At 57.7% G+C, this 19562-nt stretch carries 21 protein-coding genes and 2 tRNA genes; 13 read left to right on the top strand and 10 right to left on the bottom strand.

Features of this window, described 5'->3' with window-relative positions; all coding sequences use genetic code 11:
• The first annotated feature begins 19 nt into the window (after positions 1 to 19).
• On the top strand, positions 20 to 1006 hold the full coding sequence (locus I6L49_RS20275) for a hydrolase (RefSeq protein ID WP_216950242.1): 987 nt from the start codon (positions 20 to 22) through the stop codon (positions 1004 to 1006).
• On the opposite strand, the gene I6L49_RS20270 is transcribed toward I6L49_RS20275, so the two are convergent.
• Positions 985 to 2136 (bottom strand): GGDEF domain-containing protein, encoded by a 1152-nt coding sequence (locus tag I6L49_RS20270; protein WP_216950241.1) that lies wholly within the window; start codon positions 2134 to 2136, stop codon positions 985 to 987. The genes I6L49_RS20275 and I6L49_RS20270 overlap by 22 nt on opposite strands.
• Positions 2137 to 2233: 97 nt before the next feature.
• Between I6L49_RS20270 and I6L49_RS20265 the strand changes: the two genes are divergently transcribed.
• Genes I6L49_RS20265 through I6L49_RS20255 form a run of 3 tightly spaced genes read left to right on the top strand, consistent with a single transcriptional unit; the run spans position 2234 to position 3930 of the window.
• Positions 2234 to 2458, top strand: a complete 225-nt coding sequence (locus I6L49_RS20265) for a YheU family protein (RefSeq protein ID WP_005335298.1) — start codon at positions 2234 to 2236, stop codon at positions 2456 to 2458.
• A 52-nt stretch (positions 2459 to 2510) separates the two neighbouring features.
• A complete protein-coding gene (locus I6L49_RS20260; protein ID WP_005335299.1) occupies positions 2511 to 3380 on the top strand; it encodes a phosphoribulokinase in 870 nt (289 codons plus the stop codon).
• 16 nt (positions 3381 to 3396) lie between these two features.
• A complete protein-coding gene (locus tag I6L49_RS20255; RefSeq protein ID WP_005335300.1) occupies positions 3397 to 3930 on the top strand; it encodes a DUF4136 domain-containing protein in 534 nt (177 codons plus the stop codon).
• 141 nt (positions 3931 to 4071) lie between these two features.
• On the opposite strand, the gene I6L49_RS20250 is transcribed toward I6L49_RS20255, so the two are convergent.
• Both I6L49_RS20250 and I6L49_RS20245 read right to left on the bottom strand, forming a co-directional pair.
• Entirely contained in the window at positions 4072 to 4368 is a 297-nt protein-coding gene (locus I6L49_RS20250) for an MliC family protein (protein ID WP_040067985.1), read from the bottom strand.
• 93 nt (positions 4369 to 4461) lie between these two features.
• Entirely contained in the window at positions 4462 to 4866 is a 405-nt protein-coding gene (locus I6L49_RS20245; RefSeq protein ID WP_005362569.1) for an OsmC family protein, read from the bottom strand.
• Between the two features lie 300 nt (positions 4867 to 5166).
• Between I6L49_RS20245 and crp the strand changes: the two genes are divergently transcribed.
• The 4 genes from crp (at position 5167) to I6L49_RS20225 (ending at position 8989) form a co-directional block, all read left to right on the top strand.
• The gene (gene crp / locus I6L49_RS20240) at positions 5167 to 5805 is read left to right on the top strand and encodes a cAMP-activated global transcriptional regulator CRP (RefSeq protein WP_005335304.1); all 639 of its coding nucleotides are present in this window, start codon (positions 5167 to 5169) and stop codon (positions 5803 to 5805) included.
• A gap of 125 nt (positions 5806 to 5930) precedes the next feature.
• Positions 5931 to 6731, top strand: coding sequence for a putative RNA methyltransferase (locus I6L49_RS20235; protein WP_040067988.1), 801 nt, complete (start codon positions 5931 to 5933; stop codon positions 6729 to 6731).
• Positions 6732 to 7072: 341 nt separating this feature from the next.
• On the top strand, positions 7073 to 8179 hold the full coding sequence (locus tag I6L49_RS20230; protein ID WP_042053944.1) for a porin: 1107 nt from the start codon (positions 7073 to 7075) through the stop codon (positions 8177 to 8179).
• Positions 8180 to 8353: 174 nt separating this feature from the next.
• A complete protein-coding gene (locus I6L49_RS20225; RefSeq protein WP_158111356.1) occupies positions 8354 to 8989 on the top strand; it encodes a murein L,D-transpeptidase catalytic domain family protein in 636 nt (211 codons plus the stop codon).
• Positions 8990 to 9066: 77 nt separating this feature from the next.
• Here I6L49_RS20225 and I6L49_RS20220 read toward each other — a convergent pair whose 3' ends face one another.
• Positions 9067 to 9498, bottom strand: coding sequence for a universal stress protein (locus I6L49_RS20220; protein ID WP_005335309.1), 432 nt, complete (start codon positions 9496 to 9498; stop codon positions 9067 to 9069).
• A gap of 189 nt (positions 9499 to 9687) precedes the next feature.
• Here I6L49_RS20220 and I6L49_RS20215 point away from each other — a divergent pair, with 189 nt between their 5' ends.
• A complete protein-coding gene (locus I6L49_RS20215; RefSeq protein WP_216950240.1) occupies positions 9688 to 10431 on the top strand; it encodes a hypothetical protein in 744 nt (247 codons plus the stop codon).
• 119 nt (positions 10432 to 10550) lie between these two features.
• On the opposite strand, the gene I6L49_RS20210 is transcribed toward I6L49_RS20215, so the two are convergent.
• Entirely contained in the window at positions 10551 to 11003 is a 453-nt protein-coding gene (locus I6L49_RS20210; protein WP_216951691.1) for an RNA methyltransferase, read from the bottom strand.
• A 203-nt stretch (positions 11004 to 11206) separates the two neighbouring features.
• On the opposite strand from I6L49_RS20210, the gene I6L49_RS20205 reads away from it, so the two are divergent.
• Both I6L49_RS20205 and I6L49_RS20200 read left to right on the top strand, forming a co-directional pair.
• Positions 11207 to 12298, top strand: a complete 1092-nt coding sequence (locus I6L49_RS20205) for a PfkB family carbohydrate kinase (RefSeq protein WP_216950239.1) — start codon at positions 11207 to 11209, stop codon at positions 12296 to 12298.
• A complete protein-coding gene (locus I6L49_RS20200; RefSeq protein WP_216950238.1) occupies positions 12292 to 13200 on the top strand; it encodes a pseudouridine-5'-phosphate glycosidase in 909 nt (302 codons plus the stop codon). The genes I6L49_RS20205 and I6L49_RS20200 overlap by 7 nt, the downstream gene beginning before the upstream one ends.
• Before the next feature lie 87 nt (positions 13201 to 13287).
• Here I6L49_RS20200 and I6L49_RS20195 read toward each other — a convergent pair whose 3' ends face one another.
• From I6L49_RS20195 to I6L49_RS20180, 4 genes are all read right to left on the bottom strand, one after another.
• Positions 13288 to 14013 carry a carbonic anhydrase gene (locus I6L49_RS20195; protein ID WP_216951690.1) on the bottom strand — a complete coding sequence of 242 codons (726 nt, stop codon included), beginning with the start codon at positions 14011 to 14013 and terminating at the stop codon, positions 13288 to 13290.
• Between the two features lie 350 nt (positions 14014 to 14363).
• Positions 14364 to 15638: an alpha/beta fold hydrolase gene (locus tag I6L49_RS20190; RefSeq protein ID WP_216950237.1), complete on the bottom strand. Its 1275-nt coding sequence runs from the start codon at positions 15636 to 15638 to the stop codon at positions 14364 to 14366.
• Positions 15639 to 16064: 426 nt separating this feature from the next.
• A tRNA-Asn gene (locus tag I6L49_RS20185) sits at positions 16065 to 16140 on the bottom strand.
• Between the two features lie 4 nt (positions 16141 to 16144).
• Positions 16145 to 16220: transfer RNA gene (locus I6L49_RS20180), tRNA-Phe, on the bottom strand.
• A gap of 265 nt (positions 16221 to 16485) precedes the next feature.
• On the opposite strand from I6L49_RS20180, the gene rraB reads away from it, so the two are divergent.
• Positions 16486 to 16821 (top strand): ribonuclease E inhibitor RraB, encoded by a 336-nt coding sequence (gene rraB / locus I6L49_RS20175; protein ID WP_033114697.1) that lies wholly within the window; start codon positions 16486 to 16488, stop codon positions 16819 to 16821.
• A gap of 63 nt (positions 16822 to 16884) precedes the next feature.
• On the opposite strand, the gene I6L49_RS20170 is transcribed toward rraB, so the two are convergent.
• A complete protein-coding gene (locus I6L49_RS20170; RefSeq protein ID WP_216951689.1) occupies positions 16885 to 18840 on the bottom strand; it encodes an EAL domain-containing protein in 1956 nt (651 codons plus the stop codon).
• Between the two features lie 185 nt (positions 18841 to 19025).
• Between I6L49_RS20170 and I6L49_RS20165 the strand changes: the two genes are divergently transcribed.
• Positions 19026 to 19520 (top strand): hypothetical protein, encoded by a 495-nt coding sequence (locus I6L49_RS20165; protein WP_005335330.1) that lies wholly within the window; start codon positions 19026 to 19028, stop codon positions 19518 to 19520.
• Positions 19521 to 19562: the final 42 nt, after the last annotated feature.

Raw genomic sequence — 19562 nt, 5'->3', positions numbered from 1 at the left:
ACCCAGACCGACTAACCCCATGCTGACCGAGAGCCACTTCCACGCCCCCTGGTGGGCACGCAATCCTCATCTGCAGACCATATTGCCCAAATGGCTGCGCCGCCCCCCTGCCCGTTTTGTGGCGGAGCGGTTTGAACTGCAGGATGGGGACTTTGTCGACCTTGCCTGGAGCGGGGAGGTCTGCCTTGATGAACGGCCGCTGATAGTGGTGTTTCACGGGCTGGAGGGAAGCATTCGCTCCCACTATGCCAAGGGGTTGTTCACACATCTGCAGCAAGAGGGCAGAGAGGCTGTGCTGATGCACTTTCGCGGTTGCAGTGGCGAGCCCAATCGCCACCTGCAGGCCTATCACTCCGGCGCCATCGGTGATGCGCAGGAGCTGATTGCCGAGCTGAGCCAGCGCTTCCCGGGCAAGCCGCTGATCGCCATCGGCTTTTCACTGGGTGGTAATATGCTGGTCAATCTGCTGGCGCGGGGCTGTCCTGCGGCATTGAAAGCGGCGGTGGTGGTCTCGGCCCCGCTGCAACTGGCGAGCTGCGCCGAGCGGGTCAATCAGGGCTTCTCGAAGGTCTATCAGAACTATCTGCTACGCACCATGCGCCGCAACCTGCTCAACAAGATCAGCCAGCAGCAGAAAGCGAGTGAACGCTGGCAACCTCGACAAGTGGAGCAGATTGCCACCCTGCGAGATTTTGACGAGCTGGTTACCGCGCCGCTGCACGGCTTTCACAGCGCCAACCACTACTACCAGAGCTGCTCGGGACTACCGCTGCTGGCTCAAATCCCCATCCCTACCCTTATCCTGCACGCCGCCGACGATCCCTTTATGTCACACGCGGTCATTCCCCGGCCGGAGCAACTCTCGCCCACGGTGCGCTATGAGCTGAGCCAGCGCGGCGGCCATGTCGGCTTTCTGCACGGCACGCCCTGGCGGCCACGGTTTTGGCTGGATGAGCGGATCAGTCGCTGGATTGCCGAACAGAGTCACTCCGCAACACAGAACTGATTGCGTCCCGACTCCTTGGCCCGATAGAGCGCCTGATCGGCCCGCTCCAGCAACTGGCTCGCCCCTTCGCCGGAGACATTGCTGGCAATCCCCTGACTCACCGTCACCCAGGGGGCAACATCGGACGCCAGATGCTCCAGCTGCAGGCTGGCCAAGCCATCTTGCAGCCGCTGCGCCACGCTGACCGCCGCCTGACGGTCGGTATTGGGCAGCAGCAGCACAAACTCCTCTCCGCCATAGCGGGCCACCAGATCAGATGGCGTGCGAACCGCACGGTTGAGCGCTTGTGCTACCTCCTTGAGGCACATATCCCCTACCTGATGGCCGTAGTGGTCGTTGAAGCGCTTGAAATAGTCCACATCGATCAGGATGAGCGATAGCGGAGCGCCGCTCTCCTGGCTATGGGCCAACGCGCGGTCCAACTCGATATTGAAATGCCGTCGGTTGGCGGCACCGGTCAGAGGATCTTGCTTGGCGAGCTGATCAAGTTTGCGCAGCAGCGTCAGATTTTCATGCTCCCGCATGATCGCAAGCTCAAACCAGCGGTGCAGCATGCGGCGGCCGACCTCCAACACCACCAGACCACAACCCAATCCCAACATGTATAACTGCGGAAAATCTACCCGCAGGTAAAGCTCATTCCATATCCCTAACAGCAATGAGCCAAACACATACCCGTAAAATACCTTCCACGAAGGATAGAAAGCGATCATCGCGGCTAACAGGTTGAGGCGCATGATGCCATTTGAAAAACTGAGCCCGCCTCGCAGCTCGACCTGCCCCAACGTATAAAGATGAACAGCCCACACACAGCCCCAGACAAGGGTGACCTGCGAGGCAGCCCGCAACCAGGCCCTGTCATTGAAATAATCGCAGAACAACCCGATGACAGGCAGCAGCAACAGCGCCACCATGACAAAGCCCAACTCACTCTGAAAACGCCATGGAAGAGCGCTATCACTTGCCAGACCGGCCTGTCGATAGACCTCGTAGCGTATTGCAAGAAACAGCACCATCAACCATTGCAGTAACCAGAACCACACCATGCCTCGGGCAATCGCCTCTCGACGTGCGCTGTCCAGATGCTCAGTCAGGGTTAACGGCGCGCTGCGCTGCGCTTCAGACAACATCTCTCAGACTCCGGTGAAAAGGTAAAAAGTGATTGCATTCGCGGGATTCAACACAACAATAGCCTGACGATCACCTCTTTTGCTGTGAGACCTTTAAATGATCATTCCCTGGCAAGAACTGGACGGCGACACCCTGACCAACCTGATCGAACACTTTGTGTTGCAGGAAGGAACCGAATATGGAGAGCAGGATGTCCCGCTTGGCGTCAAAGTCGATGCAGTGAGAGAACAATTACAGCAAGGCAAAGCTGTCATCGTCTATAGCGAGCTGCACGAATCGGTGAATATCGTGATGAAAGACCGCTTCATCGAGCAGTCTTGACCCAACCGCAATCCGGACCTTATAACGGAATTCCCAAGGAAGAGAGAATCCCATGTCGGCCAAGCACCCCATTATTGCTGTTACCGGTTCGTCCGGTGCCGGCACCTCCACCTCCACCAACGCCTTTCGCTCCATGTTCCATCAACTGGGATATACCGCGGCTGTGGTGGAAGGTGACAGTTTTCACCGCTACACCCGACCGGAAATGGATGTAGCGATCCGCAAGGCGCGCGAACAGGGGCGCCATATCAGCTATTTTGGCCCTGAGGCCAATGACTTCGGGCTGCTGGAGAGCTTTTTTCAGGGCTATGGGCAGGATGGCAATGGCCAGTATCGCCGCTACCTGCACAGCTTTGACGAGGCGGTGCCCTTCAACCAGATGCCCGGCACCTTCACCCCCTGGCAGCATCTGCCCAGCAATACCGATCTGCTGTTTTATGAAGGGCTGCACGGCGGTGTGGTCACCGAGGATCACAATGTGGCGCGCCACGTGGATTTTCTGATAGGCGTAGTGCCCATCGTCAACCTGGAGTGGATCCAGAAGCTCATTCGCGATACCTCGGAGCGAGGGCATTCCCGCGAGGCGGTAACCGACTCCATCGTGCGCTCCATGGATGACTACATCAACTTCATCACCCCGCAGTTCTCGCGCACCCATATCAACTTCCAGCGAGTACCAACGGTGGATACCTCCAACCCCTTCAGCGCCAAGGTGATCCCGAGTCTGGACGAGAGTATGCTGGTGATCCGGTTTCGCGGTATCAAGCAGGTGGATTTCCCCTACCTGCTGTCGATGATCGATGGCTCATTCATGTCGCGGATGAACACCATAGTGGTGCCGGGTGGCAAGATGGGCTTTGCGATGGAGCTGATCCTGCGCCCGCTTATCCAGCAATTGATCGAAACCGGCAAAATAACCTGATTCAAAGGAGTTCACGATGCGGCTTGCTTATCTCTCTGTGGCACTGCTCGCCCTGCTTGGCGGTTGCAGCAGCGGGCCAGCGGCCCCCACGCTGGAGTCCGGCACCATGCTGGTTCGCCCGATGGGCAACTGGACCTATGGTGCAACCCCGCGCTACGCCCTGGCCGAACAGTATCAATTTGCCGGTGAGCTGGCGGAAGGGTGGCTTGAGCCGATGCAGCAGGCGGTGAGCCGGGAGCTCAATGGCAAGGGGTGGCAGAGTGCACCGCTCGACGAGGCGGATCTCTGGGTCGCCATCGGCGTCGCGGGCGGCAAGGATATGAGTGACGGCGAAATTTTCGCGCGCCTTGGCATGACGCCCGGGGTATATGCCTCGGCCAACCAGCGCAAAGGGTCGCTGGCCATCGTGCTGCTCGATCGTAAAACCCAGAAAGCAGTCTGGAGCAGCATCATCCAGCTGACCAGCGACGTGAGCATTGCAGACAGCCAGCGTCAGGCGCTTAGCCAGCAGCTCGCGGCCGAGCTGCTCAATCGCGTCCCCACCAACTAGCGCTTGCTTAGTGATAACGGATGGATAGAAAAACGGCTTGCCTCCCGGCAAGCCGTTTTTTGTGGTCTCAACCTCTTGACCCAATCCGGCTTAGGCCAGACTCGGGCACAAAGCTGCACACCTTCAGATATCTGTGGTCACTTATTTAAGTGTACAGGTCAGCAGCGTCACCCCTTTCTGAGTGAGGAGAGCCTGTTTGTCCTGATTCCAGAAGGTGGTGACGCTGTCGGAATATTTGGCGCCAGATTCAGACTCAACGCGCGCCAGCTTGTGATAAACCCCGGCATAGGGGAACTGCACCATGTCAGCCTGGGCATCATAGGTAACGGCCAGCATCTCTTCGCCACACTGGTATTGGCTGTATTGATACTGGGTAGGTTGCGGGCTGCTGCACGCCGCCAGGCCCAAAAGGGGAAGCAGAGCGATCAATTTTTTCATTGCACTTTCCTTATGTAATGGCTTTATGTCATGGCCTTGTGCAGTGGCCTTACGTAACGGCCTTATGCCAGGGTACCAGCGAAACTATCGTTATCAAGCTTCAACAATTTGATAACTATGGGTAATTTGTACCGCTTTTTCCAACATCAGGGAAACAGAACAGTATTTTTCCATCGACAGATCGACCGCTCTGGCCACCTGTTTCTCTGCCAATCCCTTGCCCGTCACCACGAAGTGCAGATTAATCTTCTCGAAAACCCGGGGCACGCTATCGACCCGTTCGCCACTGACATCGACATGGCATGCGGTCACCGACTGGCGCGCTTTTTCGAGGATGGAAACCACATCAATGGAGCTGCAGCCACCGACCGCCAGCAGGATCATCTCCATCGGGCTGGCCCCCTCACCGGGGTTGGCACCATCCAGGATCACCTTGTGACCAGATTCACTCTCACCCACAAACTTCATCCCTTCCACCCAGCTGACCTTGGCTTTCATCTCGCACTCTCTCCTGTTAATCATGATGATGGATCCCTAGCATAACCCAGTCGCTTATCTCTGCCGAACAGGGGGAGTTGGGATGGAAATAGATCAAAATCAACATCTCCGACCTCTATCTTCCCTAGAATGGCCGAAGCGGCGCAGCAGGCATTACTCAAAGGGCTCTGTCAAAAGCCCGCAAAGCCTTGTCAGCACAGGCAAAGGCTCTTATCCTACTGCGACCAATACAAGGAATGGCAAGATTGGCAGCTTGCCCGGACGCACAAGTCCATAAAAAGACACTACAGAGGAATTCTCATGGTCATTGGCAAACCGCAAAGCGATCCCACCCTGGAATGGTTCTTGTCGCACTGCCACATTCATAAGTATCCCGCCAAGAGCACCCTGATCCATGCGGGTGAAAAAGCGGAGACCCTCTACTACATCGTCAAGGGCACTGTGGCCGTCTTGATCAAGGACGATGAGGGCAAAGAGATGATCCTCTCCTATCTGAACCAGGGTGATTTCCTGGGCGAGATGGGGATGTTCGAGGAGAACGAGAACCCCGAGCGCTCCGCCTGGGTTCGCGCGAAAGGCTCTTGCGAAGTGGCAGAGATCTCCTACAAGAAGTTCCGCCAGCTGATCCAGGTCAACCCGGACATTTTGATGCGTCTCTCTGGCCAGATGGCCAAGCGCCTGCAACACACCAGCCAGAAAGTGGGTAACCTCGCCTTCCTGGATGTGACCGGCCGGATCGCCCAGACCCTGCTCAACCTGGCCAAACAGCCGGATGCCATGACCCACCCGGATGGCATGCAGATCAAGATCACCCGTCAGGAGATCGGCCAGATCGTCGGCTGCTCTCGTGAAACCGTGGGCCGCATCCTGAAGATGCTGGAAGAGCAGGAGCTCATCTCTGCTCACGGCAAGACCATTGTGGTATTTGGCACTCGCTGATGACCCGTCCGCAGGCCTGACTGAGGCCTTGGGATAAAAAAGGCTGCTACGGCAGCCTTTTTTGATCCTCTCCCCTATAATCCCGAACGCCCTTCACTGTTCCGGCATTCGCCCAGAGAGTTACTATGCACCTTCAATGTCCCCGCTGCCGCAGTCCGCTCCATCTTCATGAAGCCTCCCAAGGGCGCTATTGCGACAACAAGCATCACTTCGATCCGGCACCGGAAGGTTATCTGGATCTCATCCCCGGCAAGAAAAACCCCAAAGACAGCGACAGCCGTGCCCTGATGCGCGCCAAGCACCATTTCCTGGAAGCCGGGCACCAATTGCAGCTGGTTGAGGCCATGGCCGGCCTGCTCGCTCCGCTGGCCCCACAAGAGCTGATCCATCTTGGGTGCGGTGAAGGCTACTACTGCCGCGCGCTGGCAGAGCGCCTGCCCGGCTGGCAGTTTGCCGGGGTTGATATCGCCAAGAACACCATCTTTGCCGCCAAAAAAGCGCAGCCGGACGGCCAGTTTGTCATTGCCGATCCCGCTCGCGCGCCGTTGCAACCGGGTTCTGCTCAGGTGCTGTTGGTCAACGATCTCAAGGTCAAGACCGAACAGCTTGTCAGCTGGCTGGCCCCCGGTGGCTATCTGCTCTATCTGCAGCCGGGCCCGCGCCATCAGTGGCAACTGCGGGTCAGCCTCAATCCGGTGAGCATGGAACACCCCCTCAGCTGGCCAACCCTCGGCGGCCTCAATCCGGTGGCTCAACAGCGCTGCCAGTTCAGCCTTACCATGGATCAGGCCATGCGCAGCTTTATTCTGGAGACCAGCCGTCTTGGCTGGCGGGCAACCGGTGAGCAGCGTCACGCTTTCGCTCAACAGGGCCCGAATGAACTGGAACAGGATCTGCTGCTGACCCTGTGGCAAAAACCCATCTGATCACTGGGGGGAGCCTTGCAAGGCTCCCGCCCCGTTTTTCCCGCCCCGCCCCATTCTCCCCTGCGTGATCTAGCTCACAACTTGAGCCATCGACCTTGTTGCTCAGAACAGCCTTGATGTCAAAAAAGTCACTAGAAAATAATTCATTGAATTTAATCTCTTTTTATCTTGTCAAAAACCGTCACACCCAGTCTTGATAACGACCTCGTCACCTCAATTAAACAACGATGGATTCAGGCCCAGTCAAGGTTGGGACGCCTACCGTGTGGCTATCGGACTATTTCCGATTTCACAGAACCGACAACAAGTTCGGAAGTGTTTACATCAGAGGAATAACGCATATGAAGAAGTCTGCACTGACTATTGCCATCTCCAGCCTGCTGCTGGCGAGCGGCGCCCATGCTGCTACCGTTTACAACCAGAACGATACCAAGCTGGAAATCGGCGGCCGTGCACAAGGTGCTTACTACGGTACTGACGACAACGGTTCCGAAGGTGACCAGAGCTACTTCCGTCTGCACGTTGCTGGCGAGACCAAGATTGCTCCCGAGATGAAGGCGTTCGGCTTTGCCGAGTACAACCTGCCGACTTCCGGTTCTGACAACGACGAGCTGCGTTATGCCTATGCCGGCATCAAGCACGACCGTTTCGGCGCATTCAGCTATGGTCGTCAGGATGGCCTGTTCACCAAGGCCGTCAACAACTATACCGACGTCCTGCCTGAGTGGGGCGGTGACGGCCTGGGCAAAGATACTGAAGTATTCGGTACCGGCCGTACCAACGGTCTGGCCCAGTACATCTATAACTACCAGGGTCTGACTCTGGGTGCCCAGTTCACCGGTAACAATGATCCGCAAAACGCCGGTCGCAGTGCAATCACTGAATCTTTCAACGGCAACACCTACAACGGCGAAAGCTGGAATAGCAAAGGTTCTGCTGAAGGCTTCGCAGTATCTGCCAACTACGATTTCGATATGGGCCTGAGCCTGGGTGCTGCCTATAACCAGGCTGGCAAGACTGACGAGCAAGCTCGCTACGCCGCCTTCGGTGGCGACAAGGATGCCAAGCTGATGGGCTTCGGCGCCAAATATGCAACTGGCGACCTCTACCTGGCTGCAACCTACTCCCACGGTGAAGACCACCTGTTCGTCAACAACGGCTACGCCGAGAAGATGGATGGCTACGAAGCCGTTGCCCAGTACACCATCGGCAAGTTCAAGCCTTCTCTGGCCTACCTGCGCACTGACGTGAAAGACTCCGCTCGCGGTATCGATGATACCTACACCGAGTACGTATCTATCGGTGCCTGGTACAACTTCACCGAGAACTTCAACGCCTATGTTGATTACAAGCTGAACCTGCTGGACTCCGTAGATGGCAAGTCCACCAACTCTCTGGGCAAGAACACCGACGACGTAGTCGCGGTTGCCCTGCAGTACAACTTCTAAGTAATTGGAAGTCAGTTATACCCTGTGATACCAATGTCTACTGTTTGAATTACTTCCGGCCGCTCTGCGGCCGGTTTTTTTATTGCGCCTTTTCAGCACCTTGCATATAACTATCGAGCGGATTGATGGCAATATCCGCGTCGTTGACAGGGAGTGACAAGGAGATATTCACGGATGAGACAAGCGCGCGGGAACATAGACTGGCAACGCGGATGGCTGCTGTTGCCACTGCTGTTGATATCGCTCATCTGGAGCAGTACGGCAGATGCCAGCTGGGATCAGAGCCTCTATCGTCAACTGGGTCTGGCCGGCAAGCTGGATAAACAGACCTTTCGTCAGGCACTCAACAGTTATCAAACTGTGCGCCACAAACGCAAACCCATTCTCACCATCATCGATTACAGCAAGCCATCCACCCAGCGCAGACTGTTTGTCATCGATATGAAACGCCACAAGCTGCTCTATCACACCTGGGTCAGCCATGGCCGCAACTCCGGTGAACTGGATGCTGAACGCTTCTCTAACCAGCTCAACTCTCGGCAAAGTTCTCTTGGCGTCTATCGCACGGCGGAAACCTATCAGGGCAAGCATGGCTATTCGCTGCGACTCGATGGCTTGTCACCGGGTAAAAACTGCAATGCCCGCAAGCGTGCCATCGTGGTACACGGCGCCGCCTATGCCAGCCCGACCCATCTGCGCAAATATGACAAGCTGGGCCGCAGCTGGGGTTGCCCCGCCCTGCCCAAGGAGCAGGCCAGAGCCATCATAGATACCATCAAGGGGGGGAGTGTCATCTACGCCCACGGCTAGCGGGCACAACACCAAAAAACGCAAGGCCAGCAATCGCTGGCCTTGTTTGTTACGCTTTTCACTCTAAACGTGGCGCGTTATTGGCGCACCACCAGTACCGGACAGGGTGCATGACGCACCACAGACTCGGCGACACTGCCTACCAGCAGATGGCTGATACCGGAGCGGCCGTGGCTGCCCATCACGATCAGCTCAACCTCATCCTCCTTGGCCTGAATGACAATTTCATCGGCGGCGCGGCCAAAGCGAATATCAAAGGTGGCAGGGATCGGCAGGGTGGCAACCAGCTCTTTGAGCTGGGTTCTGGCCTGACGCTCCATCTCGTGAGTGATCTCGATGGCCGTCATATGCAGGATCTTGTAACTGTCAAAACCGTGCAGTTGATCAACCACGTGGATCAGCTTGAGCTGGGCCTGATGGCTCTGTGCCATAAAAACGGCATAGTCGAGTACCGCGCGAGACATTTGGGAAAAATCGACTGGACAGAGCAGAGTCTTGATCGATGGCATAATGCAGTCTCCTCTACTGATTGGGGTGCTATTGAATCTTTACTCGATCATAACGATCCGACCGTAAATAACCCTCGACCCTGTCGCAAAATGGAGATGCGGAATGTTTTCTCCGCCCGCCACTATCAATGGCATGGTATAAATCAGGTGATAAATGCTCTCCTCACCCCTGCGAGGATAATGCTGACCATGCTGCGCATCGGTTGTTTGCTGCTTTACTGTCTGTGTGCGATCGCCCACGCTCGCACAGCCGATATTCACGTCTATTGCGATGGCTGGCCCGGTTTCTGCCAACCGGATGGCCGCGGTATCTATCTCGATCTGGTGCGAACCATCTACCAACCCCACGGCTATCAGATCGTGCCCCATATCGTGCCCTACAAACGCGCCGTCGCCATGGTAGCCAGGCAAGAGGGGGATATGGCGATGAGTGTCTATCTGGACGAGATCAAGGGGGTCAGGCAGCCCCATCAGCCAGCCTCCGCCGATGATGTGACCGTCTTCATGCTCAAACAGTGGCAGCCACAATGGCTGGGGGAGCGCAGTCTTGAAGGCGAGACCGTGCTTTGGCGGCGAGGGTGGGTGCTGGATAAATATCTTCCGGTTACCATGCGGTGGCACGAAATCGACAACCATGAGATGGCCCTGCAGCTGATTGGCAAGGGGCGCTATCGCTATTACCTGACCGCTGGCGTGCTCCATGCAGCCGATGAGACCCCGGCCAATATGTACCGCACCATTTTGCGCTGGATCCCGACTTACCCCATTTTTGCCGATACCGAACGGGGCGAGCGGCTACTGCTGCTGTGGGATCAGGAGATGGTGAATCTGATCCGTCGCGGCACGCTGGCCGAGATATATCGCCATTATCACCTCTATGAATACTACCGCGACTTTCTCGAGGAGCAGGCGGTCAAGGCCAGCGAAAAATGATCCCGCCATAGGGGAAAGAGAAGGATGCCGCAGCCCCGTCAACAGCGGCCACCGCCAGCAACCTGCCCATGAGCAACACCTTTCCATTGTGGTTTGAGTCACCGTAGCCACGCCACAACTCAGGGTTGCCGGAACCCCTTCGCCAAGCGGTCATAGAGGATCACATTGACCGAGGCGGCCAGATTCATGCAGCCCTGAGTCGGCACATAAACCACATCTTTCACCGCGCCATAGAGCTTGGGATCCAGGGTGCCATCCTCCGGCCCGAAGATATAAAAAGCGCGTTCCGGATGGATATAGTCGGGGAGCGGCGTAGCGCCGTCGATCAGATCGACCACCACGGGAACACACCCTTCCGGCATGAATTGCAGCAGGTCATCCACCCCGAGCAACGGGATCTTCTCCACCATCTGCTTGGTATCGGTGGCAAAGCGGCGCGCCAGCTCGAAGCGGTTGCCGGTGTAGTAAACCTCATCCACTCCGTAGCAACCCGCAGCCCGCATCACGGCACCGACATTTTCCGGGGATTTGGGATTGACCAGCCCCACGCAGCAGAATGCTCTCTTTTCCATCATCTCTCCTCATCTTGCGGCGGCCATTATAAGCCGCTGCGGGGTCATCGACCCGTTAAAAGTACCTCGCCAGGCTCAACGACTCGTCACCCCATCACGAATGTCGATTTTTTGTGCGCAAGCCGACAAATTTTGTACAAGTCGATAGCCAGCAAACGTTTCCCAGCAATAATAGACAAACGTTTGTAAGTGGATGTTTGTCTATGACTGAGCGTGAACAAGAGATCCTCGCCCTGCTGCGTCAGGATCCCATGATTGCCCAGCAGGAATTGGCCGATCGCCTCGGCATCAGCCGCTCTGCGCTGGCCAGCCACATCTCAAGCCTGATCCGGCAGGGGTATGTGCAAGGCAGAGGTTATGTACTGCGAGAAGGCCCCTACGTGGTGGTGATCGGCGGTGCCAATATGGATATTTGCGGCACCAGCCACGACAACCTGCTGCTCGGCGACTCCAATCCGGGCAAGGTGCGCACCTCGGCCGGTGGTGTTGGCCGCAATATCGCAGAGAATCTGGCACGGCTCGGCAGCGATACCCGACTGCTGACCGCAGTCGGCAACGACCAGTATGGTCACCATCTGCTGGAGGTAAGCCAGCGGGCCGGCGTCGATGTGCGCCAGACTCTGGTGCTCGATGGCCACACCACCTCCTGTTATCTCAGCCTGCATGATGGCAGCGGCGAAATGAGCTGTGCCATCAATGACATGGCCATTATCGAGCAGCTCACTCCTGCCCGCCTGACACCCCTCGCAGGCTTTCTCGGCGGTGCCAGGCTCTGGGTGCTCGACACCAATCTGGCCATCCACACCCTCGACTGGCTGTTCGAGCGGCAAGGTGAGCACGCCATCTTTGTCGATACCGTTTCGGTGGCCAAGGTGGAGAAGATCCGCCCCTGGCTCGGCAAGATCCACACCCTCAAACCCAATCGCAGCGAGGCCGAGCAGCTGTGCGGCATGACCATCGCCGGGCCCGAAACCTGGCCCATGGTGGCCGCCTGGTTCCACCGCGCCGGGGTCAAGCGGCTGTTTCTCAGTCTGGGTGAACAGGGGATCTTCTACAGCGATGGCGAGCAGCAGGGCCACCTGCCGGTGCTGGGCAGTCCGGTGCTCAACGTCACCGGCGGCGGGGATGCCTTTATGGCTGGCCTCGCCCACGCCTGGCTGCAAGAGCTCGACATTGCCCAGACCACCCGCTTTGCCCTGGGCTGCGCCGCCCTCACCGTCAATTGTTCCGATACCGTTTTTACCGGTCTGAGCAAGACCGCCGTTGACCGCATACTGGAGGAGTACTCATGCTGAACGCTTACCTCGATATCCAACCGGAAGTTGCTGCCGCGCTGGCCGCCGGCAAACCGGTCGTCGCCCTCGAATCAACCATCATCTCCCACGGCATGCCCTATCCGCAGAACGTGGAGACGGCCCGTCAGGTTGAACAGGTGGTGCGCGACAACGGCGCCATTCCGGCGACCATCGCCATCCTCGACGGCCGCCTCAAGGTGGGTCTGGATGCCGGTGCGCTGGAAGCGCTGGGCCGTGCTGGCCACAGCGTGACCAAGTGCAGCCGCCGCGACATTCCGTTCGTACTGGCGCGCAAGGGGATGGGAGCCACCACGGTCGCCTCCACCATGATCATCGCCGCCATGGCGGGGATCCGGGTCTTTGCCACCGGTGGCATTGGCGGGGTACATCGCGGCGCGCAGGAGACCTTCGATATCTCGGCCGATCTGCAGGAGCTGGCGCAAACGCCAGTGGCCGTAGTCTGTGCCGGTGCCAAATCGATCTTAGATATCGGACTGACGCTGGAGTATCTGGAGACACAAGGGGTGCCGGTGATCGGCTATCAAACCGAAGAGTTGCCCGCCTTCTACACTCGCGAGAGCGGCTTCAAGGTTGATTATCGACTGGAGAGTCCGGCGGCCATCGCCGAGGCGCTGCGCCTCAAGTGGGAGCTGGGACTGGCGGGCGGCGCCGTGGTGGCCAACCCCATCCCGACCGCACACGCCATGCCTAAAGCCGACATCGACGCAGCCATTGCCCAGGCGCTCCATGAAGCGGATGAGCAGGGGATCAAGGGCAAGGCGTCAACCCCCTTCCTGCTGGCCCGCGTCTGCGAGCTGACTGGCGGCAACTCGCTCGCCGCCAACATTCAGCTGGTACTGAACAACGCGGCGCTTGGCGCCCGCATCGCCGCCGCGCTTTAATTGCACACCGATACCTCGCCATGTAAAAGAGGGCCTCGCGGCCCTCTTTGTTGTTTTTGCTATCTGCAGCGCTATTGCAACGCTGTGTTATTGCAGTACCACGCGCCCATTGAGGGGCTGCACCGGTCGGTTGTTGGGGTGGTGCATCACCGCCTTGAAGGCGTCGATCTGGGCCTGACTGACCTCAACCGGCTGCTTCATCACCAGCCAGCGCACCCCTTCCGAGCAGGGAGGCGTAGTAAGGGAACCGCTGAAGCGATAGTAGTCATGGCTTTCCGGCAGCAGTTGCTCAGCAGAGAGCGGCGCCTTGAGGGCCTGGATCTCCCCCACCTTGGCAGGTAATACACTCCAAGCTGCCGCCAGCACCGGATTGGCCTTGCCAGCCTCGAACATCACCGCCACCACGGCGATCTCTCCCTTGTCACTGACGTGCACCAGATGCCCTTCCAGCGGATAGGATTTGCCCTCGATGAGGTTCTCACTCGGGGCGTGGAAGTGAAACTGCTTTAGTTCAAACCTGGTGCCATCGAGTTGCAAGGTGCTGCCCGGGGCATAACCGACCTGCACGGTATGACCGTTGTTGACCACTGTGTTGCCACCCGCCTGATAGTGGAGTACCAGCGGGGCCAGTTTGGCCTCGACCAATCCGTTCAGGTCAACCGGCGACTGATTGCTGCCCGCACACTGGCTAAACTCAGGGGTCAGCTTGGCCCAGTGGGCAGGTCCCGCCTCACCGCTATATTCCCAATGGGGGGTGGCAGCAAACACGACAGGGCACAGCAACAGGGAGCAGGCCAACAGAGGCTTTCTCATCATACATCCTTATCTTGATTGAAAAGCACGACCATCCTCTCCCCCGGATAGCGGGGCATGCAGAGATGGCATATCTGATACGCGGGATACAGAACATCAGAGCGACTTTCTAATGGTAACGAGCACGGGTTGGTCAATCGGTTTGACCGCGGCTCAATACAGAGTCGTTTGGCAAGTATATGGTGAGGGATCGACAGAGACAGTGAAAGAGGGGGAAATTAATCAGCCGGCTATCCACTCATCGTCTGGCGGATACGGGGCAAGGTTCAGGGAGTCACGCTTTCATAACAACCATCCATAACAACCATCGCGGGAATCCGAGCTCCCGCGATGGTTGCCGATAACGGCAATTAACGGTCGCGATTCAACGCGATCAGACGATCAAGAATCGCCTCACCATCGGCACGCAAACCGTTGTGCTCATATTCATTGGTGATCCAGGCACGACTGTTGCCCAGGCCACGCAGGGTCTCGCGGCTGTAGTCAAACTCTACATACATATCCTCGGCATAGACGGCGCAGGCTACCGGCACCTTGTTGCGGGCCAATTGTGCCGGGTCATAGAGCGCCCCCCAGTCCGCCTTGTTGGCCAGCAGATGAGCCGCCTCTTTCAGGGGCAGCAACTCGCGAAACTGCTCGAACATCCAGGGGTAAACCATCTCGCCGGTGAAGGCGAAATCCTTGCCGGGCGCCCAGTTCACCGCAGGAAACTCCCCTCTGACCCGATCCGCCGCCCAGCGAGTCGCCTCCCCTTCGGCGTAGATAGCCTCGTGCAGAATGGCAAACAGCGGGTTGGTATTGAATGGCTGCATGCTCTGCACCTGATAGAGAAAGGCCGGGCTCAGCTTGTCACCGATAAAGGCCTCCTCCAGCAGGTAATAAAGCTCCTCGAAAGCACCCGTAGCGCCGAGATCCAGCCCTTGCTGCTGGAACTGCTCCACCGTCAGGCGCTGGCCGTTGGGCAGCCGCACATCGTGATGGTGCAGATGGTTGGCCAGCCGGTTGGAAATCCCCTGAGCGTGGGGGAAGCGGGCGAAGAAAGCACGGTTCTTGTCGGCAACCCGCTTATAGGTGGCACGGTAAACCTCCTCGGCACTGCGGCTGATCGGCGCGATACCGCCGGTGATATAGACCTCCCGCAGGCTATCGGGGAAGAGCGAGAGATAGGTCAGGCAGCAAAAACCGCCAAAACTTTGCCCCAGCAGGCTCCAGCGATGCTTGGGACTGAGCTCCAGCCGGATGAACTCGGCATCTTGCACTATGCTGTCGGCGCGAAAATGGCTGAGATACTCCGCCTGCTCGGTCGGTGTCATTTTGGCCAGAATATGCCCATGGATGGGGCTCGACATCCCGGTGCCACGCTGATCCAGCAGCAGCACTCTGAACTCCTGCAACGCCCGCTTGAGCCAACCACTGTTAGCCGTCGGGCGCGGCGCCCCGAATCCCGGCCCCCCTTGCAAAAAGAGCAGCCAGGGCAACTTCTCATCAATCTTGTCTTTACGGCAGAGGGTGCGGGCAAACAGGGTAATGCTGTCACCATCCGGCTCATCATGATCGAGGGGAACGGTAAAAAAGTGCGGCTCGCAATGAATGCCGTCCAGTACATAGCTCAAGGGGCTGTTCATCTGGGATCTCTCCGTCAGGATGGGAACATCATTGACCCCATCATATCCTCGCCCAGCCACAGGGTCACTCCGGTTTTCCAAAATGTTAACAATGGCTTAAAGGTCGAAACATCACCAGACAAGCCGCTCTTCAACGGTGCTGAATTAATTGTTTTGCGGGGGAGATTGACGCCATGGCGCCATTCAACAAAGATGGCTCGCCTGCACAGGAGTGCAGCCATTCAGGCCGACAAAATAGATAAGGGAATGTGATGAAACCGAAGTGGATCAGGGCCAGAAAAAGAGAGAAGAAGCCATGCCCTGGCAGCATGCTGCAGACCGGAATGCTGCTGTTCAGTGCCACCTGTGGCGCAACGCTCTTTTTGGCAGCATGCAACAGCAACTAGAAATGAAAAAGCCCGCTCGATTGAGCGGGCTTTTCGAATTTGGCTCCTCCTACTGGACTTGAACCAGTGACATACGGATTAACAGTCCGCCGTTCTACCGACTGAACTAAGGAGGAATTGTGGTGCCCAGAGACGGAATCGAACCGCCGACACGGGGATTTTCAATCCCCTGCTCTACCGACTGAGCTATCTGGGCAACGGCGCGCATTAAACCCTTTCCAGCGCAGGGTGTCAACCATGATGGCACGATAAAAAGCACCTTCGCTCAACAACTGAACGCAATGAACGGTTATTAGCCGTTTCGGAGCAGAAATCTGCCTAACCGTGACCCGTCTCATATATGAATGATCACCAAACCGCGGGAAATCACGGCCTCTATAGCTTTGCCACATTGAGCCGAATCCACTCTGCGAGTATGCTTTGCCGCAATGATACCGCCTGGAGGCAACATGAGTCTGAATATGCAAGAGTGGCGTGAAGAGACCACCGAGATCGTCAACGAACTGCTGGCCGATGGCAGCAATCCCGATGCGGATTACGACATCGAGCACCACTTCGCCTGCCAGGATTTCGACCGTCTGGAAAAAGCAGCGGTTGACCTGTTCAAGGCCGGTTTTGAAGTGACCGATGCCGAAGAGATGGAGCTGGATGACGGCGCCACCATCTTCTGCTTCGATGCCACCATCGAGTGTAAGCTGAATGTCGAAGCGATCGTCGCCGATATCGCCAAGATGCTGCCCATCCTGGAAAAATATGGGGTGGATTACGATGGCTGGGGCACCTACTTCCAGGATTGATCCTGCCTCCATCGTAAAACAACAAGGCCACCTTGCGGTGGCCTTGTTGTTTCTAGCGATCTCTCACGCCAGATAGCTGGCAGCGAACTCCGCCGGCGGCAGGGGGCGACTGAACAGATAGCCCTGGAGCCGATCACACCCCGCCTCGGTCAGCCACAACTGCTGCTCGGGTGTCTCTACCCCTTCGGCTGTGATCCGGATCCCCAGCTCATGGCCCAACCCGATGACAGAACGCACGATAGCGGTGGTCGCGCTATTGCTGGCCAGCCCCTGAGTGAAGCTGCGATCCAGCTTGAGGGTCGCTACCTGCAACCGCGGCAGATAGGCCAGTGAACAGTAACCGGTACCAAAGTCGTCGATGGCCAACTGAAAACCGGCGGCGATCAGGTTGTCGAGGTTGGTCTCAATCTCGTCGGCGTTCTCCATCAGTACCCCTTCGGTGATCTCCAGCTCCAGTTGACTGGCCTTGAGACCATGGCGAGCGATGCAGGCAGAGACCCGTTGACAGAGCGTCGGATCACGGAACTGCAGCGGCGAGAGATTGATGGATAGCACCATATCCGGCAGCGCAGTTTGCCACTGCGCCAGCTGGGCACAGCCCTGCTCCAGCATTAACTGGCCAAGCTGACCGATAATCCCCATCTCTTCCGCCAACGGAATGAATTCGTCGGGGGAGATCATCCCAAGCTCGGGATGGGGCCAGCGACAGAGCAGCTCGGCGCCGTGCAGTCGGTGAGTGCGAGTACAGATAATAGGCTGATAGACGGCAACCAGCTGGGCGGACTTGATGGCGAGTGGCAACTGGGCGGCGATCAGCTGACGCCGCTTGAGCCGGGCATGCAGCTCGGGATCAAACAGGGTGCAGTACTGCTGCTGCCGTTTGCCCTGCGCCAGCGCAGCCTCGGCATGGCTGAGCAACCGCTCGGCATCGCTTGCCCGCCCCTGGGCCAGCCCCAGAAACACCGGGATCTGGATGCGATGATCTTCCACCTGATAGTGCTCCATCAACTGCTGCTGCAGATGCTGGCTCCACCCCTGCAATGGCTCGTTGAAGTCCGGCAGCAGCAGGCTGAAGTCATCGGCAGCGACCCGACAGAGCAGGGAACGCGGCGGTACCAGCTGCTGCAACCGCTTGGCCACCTGGCTCAGCAGGCGATCGGCAATCCGGATCCCGAAGCGATCGTTGATTTCACGAAAATGGTGCAGATCGACCAGCACCAATGTGGCACTGCGTCCCCCAAGATGGCGGCTGGTCTGCAAGAACCGGGAGAGTTTGAGCAGCCCGGTCAGACTGTCGTAGTGCTGCTCCTGCTGCAACTGCGCCTGAGTGGTGCGCAGGCCGGTGATGTCACGCCCCAGCGTCAGGATCCCGAGGGAGTGGCCGTCACCATCGGGGACATCGACCCGGGTGATCTCCATGTGTCGCCCCTGCCCGCTGGCATCCAGCAGACAGCACTCGCCGTGGCCCATCCCCTGCGGCGCCGCCAACCGGAACGGCAGCTGCTGCCCCAGCACCTCATCGGCCCCATGGCCGATAAAGTCGAGAAACGCCTGATTGCACTCCAGCAATACCCCGTTGTGATCATCGAAACGGATCAGGTCAGGAATGGCATCGAGCAAAAAACGCTGCAACAACTGCTGCTTTTTGACCGTCTGTTCCAGGCTCTTGCGCTGGGCAATCTCGTTAACCACGCCGAACACTGCGCAAGCTTCCCCCTGCGGAGTGTAAAGAGGCACCTTGTGCACCTCCATCCAGCAGGTATTCCCGCCCCGGTTGCAATGAAGCTGCTGATACAGCATCGGCACGCCTCCGGCAAGCAGCTGCTCATCCTCACTGCGAAAGAGATCGCCCCATGGCATCTCTGCATCTGTCTTGCCGACTACCTCGGCAGGCGACTCCAGCTTGGCTTCACGGGCGAACTCACGATTGGCGAACAGGTAACGCCCATGACTATCTCGACAGAAGATACTCATTGGCAATTGGTCGATGATCTGCTGCAGCAGATCCGGGGTGAGCATGTTGGTCACAGGGGCGCTTATGGAGGAATTTCGAGCAAATCTATGATAGCAAACCAATTTTGTAAAGCACCCCGATCACCTCCCCATAACATCGAACGCTGGATGGTTGCTGACAGAGATTGTCGCTCCGGCGATAATAGGCGCCGGTTGGCCAATGGCCTGGTGATATGGACGAGAGAAACAAGATGAAAAAGATTATGGGGAGCGCATTGGCGCTGCTGCTGGTTGGTTGTGCTGGTGACAATAACGGCGGTGAGGAGTATCGCTACAACCCGCCAATTGCCAAGGCAACCAACAATACTCAGGAAATGGCGATCCCGGTGGATCTGGTGTGGGCTCGCGCCGAGAAGTGGTTCACCGATCACGGCCTCACCATCGAAAACAGCCAGCGTGGTTCCGGCCTGATGACCGCCAACGTCAACCAGTCAGCCGACGGGCTGGAGTGGCTGGACTGCGGTACTATGGGTTCCAAAGTTGCACTGGGCAACCCGAACCTGCAGATCAACCTGATCATCACCCAGAGCGGCAACAGCAGCGTGGCCACCGTCAACGTCAAGGGCAACACCGAGCTGTTCTTCGTTGAATCCTCAGGCGAGCGCGTACCGGCCCCGTCCATCAAGCCGGTCTGCGTCTCCCGCGGCACCCTGGAGCAGAGCCTGTTCGCCACCCTCGGCAACTGATTTCGCTTCCCTGCAAAGATAAAAAAAGCGGCAGATTGCTCT

Origin of the sequence: Aeromonas sp. FDAARGOS 1419, assembly GCF_019047045.1 — a bacterium.
Classification (GTDB): Bacteria; Pseudomonadota; Gammaproteobacteria; order Enterobacterales; family Aeromonadaceae; genus Aeromonas; species Aeromonas veronii.
Note: the sequence above shows the minus strand (reverse complement) of the source record. Positions and strands in the feature narration are given on the sequence as shown.

Excerpts from the sequence above, each read along its gene's own strand:
- I6L49_RS20250 (WP_040067985.1), bottom strand. The coding sequence starts at position 4,368 with ATGAAAAAATTGATCGCTCTGCTTCCCCTTTTGGGCCTGGCGGCGTGC.
- crp (WP_005335304.1), top strand. The coding sequence starts at position 5,167 with ATGGTCATTGGCAAACCGCAAAGCGATCCCACCCTGGAATGGTTCTTG.
- I6L49_RS20195 (WP_216951690.1), bottom strand. The coding sequence starts at position 14,013 with ATGAGAAAGCCTCTGTTGGCCTGCTCCCTGTTGCTGTGCCCTGTCGTG.
- I6L49_RS20275 (WP_216950242.1), top strand. The coding sequence starts at position 20 with ATGCTGACCGAGAGCCACTTCCACGCCCCCTGGTGGGCACGCAATCCT.
- I6L49_RS20220 (WP_005335309.1), bottom strand. The coding sequence starts at position 9,498 with ATGCCATCGATCAAGACTCTGCTCTGTCCAGTCGATTTTTCCCAAATG.
- I6L49_RS20165 (WP_005335330.1), top strand. The coding sequence starts at position 19,026 with ATGAAAAAGATTATGGGGAGCGCATTGGCGCTGCTGCTGGTTGGTTGT.
- I6L49_RS20210 (WP_216951691.1), bottom strand. The coding sequence starts at position 11,003 with ATGGAAAAGAGAGCATTCTGCTGCGTGGGGCTGGTCAATCCCAAATCC.
- I6L49_RS20200 (WP_216950238.1), top strand. The coding sequence starts at position 12,292 with ATGCTGAACGCTTACCTCGATATCCAACCGGAAGTTGCTGCCGCGCTG.
- I6L49_RS20225 (WP_158111356.1), top strand. The coding sequence starts at position 8,354 with ATGAGACAAGCGCGCGGGAACATAGACTGGCAACGCGGATGGCTGCTG.
- I6L49_RS20235 (WP_040067988.1), top strand. The coding sequence starts at position 5,931 with ATGCACCTTCAATGTCCCCGCTGCCGCAGTCCGCTCCATCTTCATGAA.
- I6L49_RS20255 (WP_005335300.1), top strand. The coding sequence starts at position 3,397 with ATGCGGCTTGCTTATCTCTCTGTGGCACTGCTCGCCCTGCTTGGCGGT.
- rraB (WP_033114697.1), top strand. The coding sequence starts at position 16,486 with ATGCAAGAGTGGCGTGAAGAGACCACCGAGATCGTCAACGAACTGCTG.
- I6L49_RS20260 (WP_005335299.1), top strand. The coding sequence starts at position 2,511 with ATGTCGGCCAAGCACCCCATTATTGCTGTTACCGGTTCGTCCGGTGCC.
- I6L49_RS20215 (WP_216950240.1), top strand. The coding sequence starts at position 9,688 with ATGCTGCGCATCGGTTGTTTGCTGCTTTACTGTCTGTGTGCGATCGCC.
- I6L49_RS20230 (WP_042053944.1), top strand. The coding sequence starts at position 7,073 with ATGAAGAAGTCTGCACTGACTATTGCCATCTCCAGCCTGCTGCTGGCG.
- I6L49_RS20170 (WP_216951689.1), bottom strand. The coding sequence starts at position 18,840 with ATGCTCACCCCGGATCTGCTGCAGCAGATCATCGACCAATTGCCAATG.
- I6L49_RS20270 (WP_216950241.1), bottom strand. The coding sequence starts at position 2,136 with ATGTTGTCTGAAGCGCAGCGCAGCGCGCCGTTAACCCTGACTGAGCAT.
- I6L49_RS20265 (WP_005335298.1), top strand. The coding sequence starts at position 2,234 with ATGATCATTCCCTGGCAAGAACTGGACGGCGACACCCTGACCAACCTG.
- I6L49_RS20245 (WP_005362569.1), bottom strand. The coding sequence starts at position 4,866 with ATGAAAGCCAAGGTCAGCTGGGTGGAAGGGATGAAGTTTGTGGGTGAG.
- I6L49_RS20190 (WP_216950237.1), bottom strand. The coding sequence starts at position 15,638 with ATGAACAGCCCCTTGAGCTATGTACTGGACGGCATTCATTGCGAGCCG.
- I6L49_RS20205 (WP_216950239.1), top strand. The coding sequence starts at position 11,207 with ATGACTGAGCGTGAACAAGAGATCCTCGCCCTGCTGCGTCAGGATCCC.